Here is a 12696-nt window from a genome sequence, read left to right as displayed (position 1 = left end):
ACCAATGTTAAAGGTGTGTTTGCTGCGGGTGACTGTACCACTGTGCCTTATAAACAAATCATCATTGCGACGGGTGAAGGCGCTAAAGCTTCACTCTCTGCTTTTGATTATATGATTCGTTCTGGCAATTAACACAGCTTAAGAACATGTGCACGCATCTACATTTTCAAATGTAAGTGCGTGTTTTTACAAGTTATCAACAAATATTCAACTTTATTATCTATCCGCTTTGTGTTTATATTTTTGCTATCCATTGTTTTTGGATGCCACAATGAAAAGGAAATATGAAAATGAATAAATTACTTGTTGCTTTAGGTCTCGCTGCTACTGTTGCTCTTGTAGGCTGTAATAAAGATAAAGCACCTGAAACAGGGGCTACAACTGGCGAACACTTAGAGCATGCTGCTGACCAAGCAGGTCATGATGTTGCAACAGCTATTGACACTGCTGGTGATCAAATCGATGCTGCTGCTGATCACACCGCGACTGCTACTGCTGAAGCTGCTGCAGATACCGAAGCTGCTGCACGTGAAGCTGCTGCAAATGCTGCAGGTGCTGTTGAATCTACAGCTGCTGATGTGAAAGAAAAAGCTCAACAATAATTCGTTGAGATTAAAAAAAGCCTCTGTGATCAGAGGCTTTTTTATTTCAGGCTTTCAAATATCATTTAAATAAAAGAAAACTCACTCGGCTTTTACTTTTTCTCGACTTTAAAACTATCCTTTAAATCAAGAATACGGTTAAACACTGGTTTCTCTGCACGATGATCATATTGATCAGCAACAAAATATCCCTCACGTTCGAATTGGAATCGATCTTCAGCTTTCGCATGTGCTAAAGCAGGTTCTACTACCGCTTGTACGATTTGCAGTGAGTTTGTGTTCAGATTTGCCAAGAAATCATCGCCTGTTTCAGGATCAGATTCTGTAAATAAGCGATCATAAATACGCACTTCCGCTGGAATACCTTTACTCGCTGAGACCCAATGCACTACCCCTTTAACTTTACGCCCTTCAGGGTTTTTACCTAAGGTATTTGGATCAATTGAACATTTAAGTTCAATCACTTCACCATCGGCATCTTTGATCACTTCATCACATTTAATCACATAGGCATGACGTAAACGCACTTCACCTTCAGGAATTAAACGCTTGAAGCCTTTCGGTGGCAATTCTTCAAAATCTTTACGATCAATATAAATTTCACGTGTTAAAGGAATGATACGTTCACCCATATCGACATTTGGATGACGTGCATGGGTTAGGTCCAATTCTTCTGGCAAATTGGTCAATGTCACTTTTAATGGATTCAATACCGCCATACCGCGCGCTGCAGTATTTTCCAAAGATTGGCGAATACAGAATTCAAGCATTGCAACATCAACAATACCATCAGTTTTTGAAACACCCACTCGTTTGCAGAAATCTCTTAAACCTTCAGCAGTAAAACCTCGACGACGCATTCCTACAACAGTCGGCATACGTGGATCATCCCAACCATTGACATGGCCACCTTCAACGAGCTTACGCAGCTTACGCTTAGAGGTGATGGTGTAATCAATATTTAAACGCGATGATTCATACTGACGTGGTACGGCTTGAGAATGAACCTTTGCAACGATCCAATCATAAAATGGACGGTGATCTTGAAATTCTAAGGTACAGAGTGAATGGGTAATGCCTTCAATCGCATCAGACAATGGATGCGCATAGTCATACATTGGATACATTTTCCATTTATCACCCGTTTGGTGATGCTCTGAATGCAACACACGATAAAGAATCGGATCACGCATGTGCACATTCGGGCTTGCCATATCGATTTTGGCACGTAATACAGCACCGCCCTCATGAATTTCACCATTACGCATTTGCTCAAAACGCGCCAAGTTCTCTTCAATAGTCGCATCACGATACGGCGAGTTTTTCCCGGGCTCAACAAAATTACCGCGATTTAACTTAATTTCTTCAGGTGTTTGCAGATCCACATAGGCATCACCCTGTTCAATCAATTGCACCGCCCATGCATAAAGCTGGTCAAAATAACTCGAAGCGTAACGTGGCTCACCATTCCAATTAAAGCCGAGCCATTTCACATCATTGGCAATGCCATCCACATATTCTTGTTCTTCAGCATCAGGATTGGTATCGTCAAAACGCAAATTACATAAACCGTCAAACTCTTCAGCGATACCAAAGTTTAAACAAATCGCTTTTACATGACCAATATGCAAATAACCATTTGGCTCAGGTGGAAAACGAGTAACAACTTTTTGGGTACGTCCATCACTTAAATCATCAGTAATCACTTGGCGTACAAAATCTAAGCCGGCCTGTTGTTCTTGCTGCGCTGCATCGACAGAGGCATGAGTATTCGGTGTCGGGGTCTTTGGCAGTTCTGAAACAACATCATTTGGCTTCATAGTGTGTAAATCACTTCTTACAGTTAAAAAATAGGGAATAAAAACGCAATCTTTACTTTTTCTCAAAGATTTTAACGTTTTTTACTTGCCTTGTAGTTTACAGTTTGCTTATGCTTCTCTCAACCAAAAACCCATGGTCAATTTGCCCATGTTTAGGAGATTAATGTAATGAGTTTTCCTCAAGTCGAATTAAACACCAATAAAGGCCGTATTGTTCTTGAGCTTAATGCTGAAAAAGCACCAAAAACGGTTGCAAATTTCTTAGAATATGTACGTGATGGTTTCTATGATGGCGTAATTTTCCACCGTGTGATTGAAGGTTTTATGATCCAAGGCGGCGGCATGGATGAAAACTTTAAAGAAAAAGCAACGCGTGATTCAATCGAAAACGAAGCTGACAACGGCTTAAGTAACGATGAAGGTACTGTTGCAATGGCACGTACTCAAGCACCTCACTCTGCTTCTGCTCAATTCTTTATTAACGTTAAAAATAACTCTTTCTTAAACCATACTGGTAAAACAGCTCAAGGCTGGGGTTATGCTGTATTTGGTAAAGTTACAGAAGGTCTTGATGTTGTAGATGCAATCAAAGGCGTACGTACAGGTAACCGTGGTTATCATGCAGATGTTCCTTTAGAGAATGTTGTGATCGAATCTGCTAAAATTATCTCTGAATAAAATCTCCCCTAACCCCTCCCTTTATTAAAGGGAGGCTGGGAGGGATTATAAAATAGGAAAAATATGTGACTCACCTATTTATCTCAGATTTACATTTGTCACCTGATCACCCTCGACTCGTTCGAGGGTTTTTAGACTTACTCATTGAATATCAAAATAAAAATGCCCAGCTCTATATTTTAGGTGATTGGTTCAACGCTTGGATCGGTGATGACTATACTGCACCGTGGTTAAATGAAATTATCAGTGCCTTGCAAGCATTTACTTCTGTTGGCAATCGGGTTTACTTCCAAGTTGGTAATCGTGATTTCGCTTTAGGTCAAAAATTCTTAGATCAATTCGACGGAATTTTGTTACCTGATGTCTATAGCCTCGAAATCAACCACATGAAAATTCGTCTCGAACATGGCGATGCCCTATGTACTGACGATATTGCATACCAACGTTTCCGTAAAATAATTCGCAATCCTGTTTTACTCGGTTTTTTAAAGCGCACACCATTAAGTTTTAGACAAAAACTTGCCAACGGGTTCCGCAAAAAAAGTAGTGAAACCAAACAACTGAAAAGCTATGACATCATGGATGTAAATGCACAAGCTGTAGTAAATGTGATGACTAAAGTCGATCTTTTAGTCCATGGGCATACACACCGTCCCAACATCCATCAATTAGGCAACAAACAACGTATTGTATTAGGTGACTGGCGCGCAGATTCAGCTTGGATTTTAGAAATCAACGAGCAAGAAAATTATCAATTAGATTTTAAGCAGTGGTCATATTAGGATCAGATAACATTTAAGTCATCAATCATTGTCCTTATTTATACTTACACTCATTACCTAAAAAATAACTGCTACGACGCACTCATATACGACTTAAATCTATATAGAAATCACATTTAGCTACTTTCAGTGAAATATATATCCAGTAGAATAAAGCGAGTTTTAATTGGATTCAAAAACATGGATACACTCCTTACTGCAAAAACACGTTATGCAACTAAAGCTTACGATGCAAATAAAAAAATCCCAAAGCAACAATTCGAAAAACTCTTAGAAGTTTTACGCTTTAGCCCATCCTCTGTAAATATTCAACCTTGGCATTTCCTTGTCGCTGAGACCGACGAAGCGAAACAACGTATTGCAGCTGGTCTGACAGGCAATTACATTTATAATGCTGCTAAAGTATTGAACTCTTCACACACATTAATCTTTTGTACCCGTACCGATATTTCACCTGAGTATTTAGAACAGCTACTTCAACAAGATGCTGCCAGTGGTCGCTTTAAAGATGAGGCAGCTAAACAAGGTCAACGAGATACACGTCAAGGTTACGTTGAGTTTTATCGCAACGAATTAAAAAATCTTTCTGCGTGGATGGAAAATCAAACTTACTTAGCACTGGGTCAACTCCTTTTTGCTGCGGGGCTTGAAGGGATTGATGCGACACCAATGGAAGGTTTTGATCGGAATACCATTGATCAAGAATTTGGTTTAACCGAAAAAGGTTTAAAAGCCTCTGTCATCGTCGCTTTGGGTTATCGTAGTGAACAAGATTTCAATGCGGTTTTGCCAAAATCACGACTTCCAGAGGAAGTTATTTTTACTCGTTTATAATTTTCGAATTTGTAGCGGAAAACCGCGCTCGTTTAATTCTTAATATTAGCGATAGATAGATCAAGTACGTACTTGTTAAAGCCGCTTTTTACTTGATCTATCTAAAAGTATTTATCTAACAACTCACACTTCGCTGATTTAGATCTAAAACCGTCGTATCAAGTTCTTTTAAAAATGTTTGTAGATCTTCAGCCTGAATAAAATCAGAATTATAGAGAATCGATGTTTGCACATCTTCTATTCCACAAAAACCAAAAATCCCCTCTACGACTTGTGTGCGTATTGCTTGAGTATAGCCATGCTTATCATATCCAGCCTGATCTCCCGTACCCGTTGCAATCAGTTTTATAGGTATCTTTTTAAGCTCGCCAGTCAACACAGCCTGATCATCTACTTTAAAAGCCCAACCGTGCGTAAATACACGTTCAAACCAACCTTTTAAAACAGCAGGAATAGACCACCAATAAATAGGGAAAACAAAATAAACGATATCGGCACGGTCAAAACGTGCTTGTTCCAACAAAATATCATTGCCCAATGTTTGCTGACCACGATAGGCCTTGAGATCAGGAATGGTGATAGCTGGTTTAAAGTCCTCTTCATACAAGTCAGCAATTTCGACATTCATTCCCTGCTGAGTCAAATGCCTCGCGATATGGTGTGAGATTTGATGCGACAACGACTTCATGTCAGGGTGAGCAATGACAACCAATGCATTTTTGTTTTGTTCTAAAATCGACATAAATATTATTCCAGAGATGTTATAACACATAAGTTACCATTGGTAACTTATGTGATCAATAGTCTCTGTCAAATATCCGCTTTGTTTAAAAAATCATGGAGTATAAGAAGAATAGAGTTTTCCATCACCTTTTGTGCCGCTGCATCCCCAATCACATTATTACTTGCAGCCACACAAACTGTTTCCATCAGTCCTGTTATTGCAATAATGATTGCTTCACCATCTTGACCTTCGAGTCGAATAAAGGGATGAATACTCTCTTTAAAAATATCAATAAATTCTTTTTGGCACTGCAGCAGGTAAGTTTGCAGAATATCAGTACCAGAAAGTGCAGCAACAACCAACCCCACCTCAGGACCCATGGCAATATGACATTTCAAACACGCACTACAAAAAATATAAATGGTCTGATCTAAGCTATTCGCATGCTGTACTAATGCGCTGGATAAATCCTGTTTTTGTTTGTCACTAAATTCTTTATAAATGGCGATTAATAAACCTTCTTTATCTTTAAAATGCCGATACGCAATTGGTTTGGTAATGCCTGCTTGCTCTGCTAAATAACCCAAGGTTAACGCTTCTACACCTTGAGTACGAATAATGGATCGAGCGACATGTAAAAGCTGCTGTCTACGGTCATCTTTGCTTAGTCTTTTACCAGTCATATCTACGATCTCATCATCATTCGCATTGTATATTTTACTTAGAATACAACTTTAAACTCAGTTATCTTCAGTAATAACTATATGCCTGCCTACACATTATCCCCATAGACTGCTTTCATCATTATGTACACCCACTTTGCGTCTCTCATGTGAAGGGATACAAGGGGTTCATGAAAGAAGTCTATCTTTCATTAAAATTCTTTGAATCAAAATTTTAAAAGACCTGCTTTTACAATATACAATTTCTACATCATAGCTTTGGCTAAACACAGTACAGCAACAATTCCACAGATCAGTCCCACCCAAGTATAAACTTTTAAGCGTTCTTTAAATAAGACCACACCACTCAACACCCCGAGTACCACCACAAGAATATTCATCCCTGCAAATACAATAGCTGGTGTATCTTTAAAAATCATATGTGCTTTAACATATAAAGCAATATTGGCAAAATTAAGTCCACCCAGAACTAAACCCAAGAAAATATTCTTTGGCTGCCAATGTGGCTGAGTCACTGCAAGATAAGCGATCGACAGAATAAATGCGCCGATAAAAGTTAAATTTAACGTGACAGCAAACTGTAACCCCAGACTGCTACTATATTTGAGCAACACATCAATCGCAGCGTAGCCCGCCCATACAAAAAATAAAAATAGTGCCGATTTTAGATTCAAACTTTTATTGGTGTTTTCAGTTGCTTGACCAAAAATAATCGCCAATATCGCAATCACACCTAAAACAACACCGATTAATTTTAATTGGCTAAACTGTTCCGCAAAAATAAAATAGGCGGCTAACAAAGAAAGTATCACAGCTAAGCGTTGAGCTATTTCTGTCTTTAAAATCCCAGCGTATTGTAATGACTTTGCTAAACACAAGAAAATACTAGGCAATAGCACGGCGAGGACTAAAATCAACCACCAAGGTGTATGCGTCCATGAAATATGGGTAATATCGGTTTTAAACCAATAGAAACATAAAATGCTTGCACTGAAATAATTCCATGCAATCATTTGTAAAACATCAAAACCTTTGGTTTTAAGAAATTTCAGCAAAATTGAAACGATGACGCTACAACATGCCGCAGCAAAAATGATTTCCATAGCAATTCTTAAACTTATATAAGGGGCTGTAGACATTACACAGATGCTTGCGACAGTGGATATTTTTTAGTCGATACAAGGCATGTTTTGCAAAATTTAGTCATTCTAAATGCGCAAGACATAACACAGTAACGGCAAAAAATATCCCTGTCCCGAAGGGTTATGGCTAAAACTTCCTCAAACTCCGTTATGAAACTTGACAAGGGAGTAGCCATTGCCTACGTTTCATGCCTTGTTTGCGTTGTTTTAGCCTATAACGCAATGCATGGCTGAAATGTCAACAGACCCTTAATCACATACAAAAATGCCAGTCTATTTTAAGACTGGCATTTTTTTAAAGATAATCCATCAATTAACGATTATTTTCGTCTTCTTGACCATCTTCAAATTTAGTTTCGCTGTCAAAACCACCTTGACCGCCGAAGCCACCTTGACCACCAAAGCCGCCGCCTTGACCACCAAAACCGCCTTGACTACCGAAGCCACCTTGACCACCGAATCCGCCGCCTTGACCACCGAAGCCACCTTGACCACCAAAGCCGCCGCCTTGACCACCGAAGCCGCCGCCTTGACCACCAAAGCCACCTGCAGCACCGCCTTGACCACCACCGAAACCGCCAGTAGTGCCAGCCTGTGCTGGGAAGCCACCAGTAGCTTGAGCACCAGCTGGACGTGGATTACGTGCAGGAACGACTGTAGAAATCGCGTGCTTATAAACCATTTGGCTTACAGTATTCTTTAATAAAACAACATATTGGTCAAAAGACTCAATATGACCCTGCAATTTAATACCGTTCACAAGGAAAATAGAAACTGGAATACGTTCTTTACGGAGAGAATTTAAGAACGGATCTTGTAAAGTTTGACCTTTAGACATTTTTAACTCCAAAAATTTTTAAATCAGCGCAAAAAAACTATCTTTATTTTTCAACTAAAAATTATAAAAAGACAGCCTGCGAATTTTGCTTTATCCCAAGAAGTTTCGCAAGTCTTCTTTCGCCTGCTTTATCGTCACGTAAGTTTTAAAATCGTGTATTTCTTGCAAAGAACGTAACCAAGTGTATTGACGTTTGGCGAGTTGCCGTGTCGCGAATAACGCTTTGTTCTCCATTTCTACTTTATTTTTGAGACTTAGGTCACTTTTTAATAAAAAATCTAAAGCTTGACGATAACCCACAGACCGCATGGAGGGTAAATTATCATTTAAATCGTATTTTCTAATTAATTCCTCTACTTCATTTAAAAAACCAATGCTCCACATTTTGCTCAATCTTTGCTCAATGCGTTGATGTAATTCTAACCGATCAGGCATCAGTGCGTAGTTATGAAATATGTAACGATAGGGTTGATTTTTAGGCTGCTGCGCTTGTAATTTTGTAATGGGCTCACCTGTAATCCGATAGACCTCTAATGCTCGAATAATTCTTTGTTTATCAGATACTTTAAATTTCTCACCTGCAACAGGATCAACTGCTACCAGCTCATCGTAAACTGCCTGCCAGCCATCCGCCTCGGCTTTTGCAACAATCGCATCACGTATTGCCTGATCTGCATTTGGCAGATTATCTGCAAGACCTTCAAGCAAAGCTTTGAAATACAGCATGGTTCCACCGACTAAAATCGGTGTTTTGCCGCGCGCATGCATATCATCAATTAAAGGACAAACATCTTCAACAAATTGAGCCGCCGAATACACCTCTAACGGTGTAATAATATCTATCAAATGATGTGGATATTGCGCTTGCTCTTCCTTGGTCGGTTTCGCAGTGCCAATATCCATATCTTTATACACCAAGGCCGAATCAACAGAAATTAACTCGAAATTACCACGCTCATATAGCTCACATGCCAATGCTGTTTTACCACTTGCGGTAGGCCCCATTAAATTAATCACGGGCAATTGATTTGACATGTAAAACTACTCTCCTCGAGCAAATAATTTATCTAATTGATGCAATGGAAATGCGCGCCAGGTTGGGCGACCATGATTACATTGGCTGGCAAATTCAGTTTGTTCCATTTGGCGTAACAATGCATTCATCTCGGACAAACTCAGTTGCCGATGCGCTCGCACTGCCCCATGACACGCCATACCTGCCAATAGCTCGTCACGCTTTTGCAACAATCCTCTCGCTTCGTCATTTGGATCAAGATCATTGAGTAGTTCAGGAATAAGTTTTTCAAAATTCGCTTTGTGTAAAATCGCAGGTACGCCACGAACAATTACTTGTTCATCACCATACTGATCGACCTCCAAGCCCAAACGTTGCAATTGTGATTGCAACTCGTCAATACGTGTTGCTTGCATTCGGGTAATCGACACTATTTTAGGGATCAGTAATTGTTGTGATGTCCAAAATTCAGGTTTATCCCATGCGGCTTTCATTTGTTGCAGCAAAATCCGCTCATGTGCAGCGTGCATATCAACAATGATTAAGCCTTCGGTATTTTGTGCCAAAACATAAATGCCATGCAATTGTGCAATCGCAATACCCAGTGGAAATTCATCTACTCGAGATGGTATTTGTTGTTCCGAATCCAGTTCTGCATCATCACGTAACGGCGATAAATAGCTCTTTAATGCATTATTCAGTTGCGTAGAGCCATTATATCTTGGTTGTTGCGATTGAGATGAATTGTATTGCACTGCCTGAGGTCGACTTTGATTAAACTCAGTAAGTAAATCTGTCGATACATCAGTTTGATTTTGATCATGCGACTTTGGCTCAATCGCATGATTTGCGCGATGCAAAGGAAACTGTTCTTGATACTTAGGCTGCGGCTGGTATTGGGCATTCTCAGTTACCAGTTCATCCACTTTCATCGCTTGTGCTAAATCTGCACTGGCGGTTTGAAACTGAGATAAAGTTGCTTTGGCATAGTGCCGTACGAACTCATGTACTTCACGCTGATTCAAAAAACGGATTTCATGCTTAGTTGGATGGACATTGACATCAATATTTTCAGGATCTACTTCTAGAAACAATAAATAAGAAGAATGTTGATGCCCATGCAAAATTCCTTCATAGGCCATACGCAATGCATGGGAAATGGTTTTGTCTTTAACAATACGACCATTCACATAGACATATTGCATATCGGCCTGCGCTCTGGCATCTGAAGGATGACCTAACCAACCCGACAATCGCATATTGATACTTTCGGCATCAATCCAATAGGCATTTTGAATAAATTGTTGACCCAGTAATTGTTGTACCCGTTGGTAACGCAACTCCCCACTATCCGCGATCGGTAAATTCAAACGAATATGATCGTTATGCTCCAGTACAAAACGAATATCGAAATGGGTTAAGGCCAAACGGCGTACAATTTCTTCGATATGACCAAATTCTGTGCTTGGTTTTTTCAAAAATTTACGGCGAGCAGGCACATTAAAAAATAAATCCTGCACGCGAATATGTGTGCCTTTTTGTGCTGCGACAGCTTGTACTTGTTGGTGATCAAAAGCCGTGCCATTGACTTCAACTTGATAACCAATCCCAGCTTCATCTTGGCTACTGGTCAATGTCAACCGTGAAACCGCAGCAATAGATGCTAATGCCTCACCCCGAAAACCTAAGCTCACAATGGCATGTAAATCTTCAGCTGTTTGAATTTTACTGGTGGCATGACGCATCACCGCTAATGGTAAATCTTCAGCGTGAATGCCGTTACCATTATCAATGATTTCGATCAGGGTCGAACCACCTTGAGCAATACGAATAATCAGCTCAGTTGAACCCGCATCAATCGAGTTTTCTAACAACTCTTTCACCACTGAGGATGGGCGTTCAATCACCTCACCAGCAGCAATCTGGTTGGCTAAAGCGGCATTGAGTGTATGAATACGACGCGTTGAATCATGCACCATTCAATTGTTCCTGCAAGGTTTGAAATAACGATTCTGAGTTGACTGTTAAAGTTACAAATCGGGTTAATTCATCATCCGATTTTTGGATATCAACAACAACATCCGCTTTAGGAATTTCATCACCACCTTTAGATGGCCACTCAAATAGAAATAACGCACCCTCTACTTCCAAATAATCACGGATTCCCATCAGCTCCAACTCATAAGGATCATCTAAGCGATAAAGATCAAAATGGAAAATTTCTTTACCCTGAATCGTATACGGTTCTACCAACGTATATGTTGGACTTTTGACCGAACCCTGATGCCCTAAATGTTGGAGAAAATAGCGTGTGAATGTGGTTTTACCTGCACCAAGATCCCCAATTAAATAAAAAACGCCTGAATGCACATATTGAGAAAGCACTTGTGCAAAATGTTGAGTGTCTTGTTCATGATTTAAGGTAAATTTCACTGAATATGACATGGCAAATAAAACAAAATTGGGATGGTGGCTATGATAACATTGCGCTGCTTTAAAGCCTAATAAACAGCTTTTAAACTGGCTTATTTTACAGCGTTCACTCTAGGTTAGTATTGTTGCATGAAACCCATCATTGAATTCACACCACCACTCATCAATGGCGTGAGTGCCAGTAAAGTTTTTTTACCCAATGATATTTCTACACCTACTATTTTTGAGTATTTGTGTCAGCATTTTTCTCATATTCAATCTCAAGAATGGCAACAACGCTTTGATGATGAACTGATTTATGCTGCAGACGGCTCAATATTACAATTAAATAGCCCTTATACGCCTAATACTCATATTTTTTATTATCGTTTTTTGGCGTATGAAATCCACGTACCCTTTCAACACGAAATTCTGTATGAAAATGATGATCTCCTTGTGGTGGACAAACCGCATTTTTTAACGATGAGCCCAACTGGTCAATATGTTCAAGAGACATTATTGGTTCGATTGAAACAACAAACTGGCTATGTCGATTTAACCCCAATTCATCGGCTTGATCGTGAAACAGCAGGTGTGGTTTTATTCTGTAAACGAGCTGAATCACGTGGTATTTATCAACAACTGTTCGCAGAACGCAAAGTTCAAAAAACTTATCACGCCATCGCGGGCTATCGTCCTGAACTCAAATTTCCACAGACCATACAACTGCATTTAGAGAAAAGTGATCCTTTTTACACCATGCAAGTTAATGCAAATAAACCCAATAACACTGAGACATTGATCGAATTGTTAGATCACGACCAAACACACGCAAAATATTTACTCAAACCAAAAACTGGTAAACAACATCAGTTGCGTGTACATCTCAATTATCTCGGTATTCCAATCCTAAATGATTCATTTTATCCAGCCATTGTGCACAAAGCAGATGAAGACTTTAGTCATCCTTTACAATTACTTGCAAAAGCAATTCACTTCATAGATCCCATTTTAGATATGCAAATGAGCTTTAGTTCTAACCATGAACTAACACTGTAAACACAACGTAATGACAAAAATTCTATTTTTTCACTGCAAAAATATTGAAATTACATTGTGATCGTTTAAAATACATGACCATAACTAAAAATATTTGGTCTCATCCT

The 12696-nt window shown here is 39.4% G+C and carries 13 protein-coding genes and 1 pseudogene; 6 read left to right on the top strand and 8 right to left on the bottom strand.

Annotated features, from left to right (window positions below):
* Positions 1–132: pseudogene (locus tag EAH57_RS08600) on the top strand (pyridine nucleotide-disulfide oxidoreductase); the annotation flags it as partial.
* A 158-nt stretch (positions 133–290) separates the two neighbouring features.
* On the top strand, positions 291–602 hold the full coding sequence (locus EAH57_RS08595; RefSeq protein ID WP_121929693.1) for a hypothetical protein: 312 nt from the start codon (positions 291–293) through the stop codon (positions 600–602).
* Between the two features lie 92 nt (positions 603–694).
* On the opposite strand, the gene EAH57_RS08590 is transcribed toward EAH57_RS08595, so the two are convergent.
* A complete protein-coding gene (locus EAH57_RS08590; protein WP_121929692.1) occupies positions 695–2422 on the bottom strand; it encodes a glutamine--tRNA ligase/YqeY domain fusion protein in 1728 nt (575 codons plus the stop codon).
* Positions 2423–2590: 168 nt separating this feature from the next.
* Here EAH57_RS08590 and EAH57_RS08585 point away from each other — a divergent pair, with 168 nt between their 5' ends.
* The 3 genes from EAH57_RS08585 (at position 2591) to nfsB (ending at position 4716) form a co-directional block, all read left to right on the top strand.
* The gene (locus EAH57_RS08585; protein WP_121929691.1) at positions 2591–3100 is read left to right on the top strand and encodes a peptidylprolyl isomerase; all 510 of its coding nucleotides are present in this window, start codon (positions 2591–2593) and stop codon (positions 3098–3100) included.
* Positions 3101–3165: 65 nt separating this feature from the next.
* Positions 3166–3882: a UDP-2,3-diacylglucosamine diphosphatase gene (locus tag EAH57_RS08580; RefSeq protein WP_121929690.1), complete on the top strand. Its 717-nt coding sequence runs from the start codon at positions 3166–3168 to the stop codon at positions 3880–3882.
* Positions 3883–4062: 180 nt separating this feature from the next.
* Positions 4063–4716: an oxygen-insensitive NAD(P)H nitroreductase gene (gene nfsB / locus EAH57_RS08575; protein ID WP_121929689.1), complete on the top strand. Its 654-nt coding sequence runs from the start codon at positions 4063–4065 to the stop codon at positions 4714–4716.
* Between the two features lie 115 nt (positions 4717–4831).
* On the opposite strand, the gene EAH57_RS08570 is transcribed toward nfsB, so the two are convergent.
* From EAH57_RS08570 to tsaE, 7 genes are all read right to left on the bottom strand, one after another.
* On the bottom strand, positions 4832–5458 hold the full coding sequence (locus EAH57_RS08570; protein WP_121929688.1) for an NAD(P)H-dependent oxidoreductase: 627 nt from the start codon (positions 5456–5458) through the stop codon (positions 4832–4834).
* Between the two features lie 68 nt (positions 5459–5526).
* Entirely contained in the window at positions 5527–6123 is a 597-nt protein-coding gene (locus EAH57_RS08565; protein ID WP_121929687.1) for a TetR/AcrR family transcriptional regulator, read from the bottom strand.
* Between the two features lie 245 nt (positions 6124–6368).
* A complete protein-coding gene (locus EAH57_RS08560) occupies positions 6369–7226 on the bottom strand; it encodes a DMT family transporter (RefSeq protein ID WP_121929686.1) in 858 nt (285 codons plus the stop codon).
* Positions 7227–7578: 352 nt separating this feature from the next.
* Positions 7579–8103, bottom strand: coding sequence for an RNA chaperone Hfq (hfq, locus tag EAH57_RS08555; RefSeq protein WP_121929685.1), 525 nt, complete (start codon positions 8101–8103; stop codon positions 7579–7581).
* 90 nt (positions 8104–8193) lie between these two features.
* Positions 8194–9138: a tRNA (adenosine(37)-N6)-dimethylallyltransferase MiaA gene (gene miaA / locus EAH57_RS08550; protein ID WP_121929684.1), complete on the bottom strand. Its 945-nt coding sequence runs from the start codon at positions 9136–9138 to the stop codon at positions 8194–8196.
* A gap of 6 nt (positions 9139–9144) precedes the next feature.
* On the bottom strand, positions 9145–11097 hold the full coding sequence (mutL, locus tag EAH57_RS08545; protein WP_121929683.1) for a DNA mismatch repair endonuclease MutL: 1953 nt from the start codon (positions 11095–11097) through the stop codon (positions 9145–9147).
* A complete protein-coding gene (gene tsaE / locus EAH57_RS08540) occupies positions 11087–11563 on the bottom strand; it encodes a tRNA (adenosine(37)-N6)-threonylcarbamoyltransferase complex ATPase subunit type 1 TsaE (RefSeq protein ID WP_121929682.1) in 477 nt (158 codons plus the stop codon). The genes mutL and tsaE overlap by 11 nt, the downstream gene beginning before the upstream one ends.
* Positions 11564–11680: 117 nt before the next feature.
* Between tsaE and EAH57_RS08535 the strand changes: the two genes are divergently transcribed.
* Complete coding sequence (locus tag EAH57_RS08535; RefSeq protein ID WP_121929681.1) at positions 11681–12589, top strand: pseudouridine synthase; 909 nt, start codon at positions 11681–11683, stop codon at positions 12587–12589.
* The last annotated feature ends 107 nt before the right edge of the window (positions 12590–12696 follow it).

It is taken from the genome of Acinetobacter sp. 2JN-4 (genome assembly GCF_003687745.1).
Lineage (GTDB): Bacteria > Pseudomonadota > Gammaproteobacteria > Pseudomonadales > Moraxellaceae > Acinetobacter > Acinetobacter halotolerans.
Note: the sequence above shows the minus strand (reverse complement) of the source record. Positions and strands in the feature narration are given on the sequence as shown.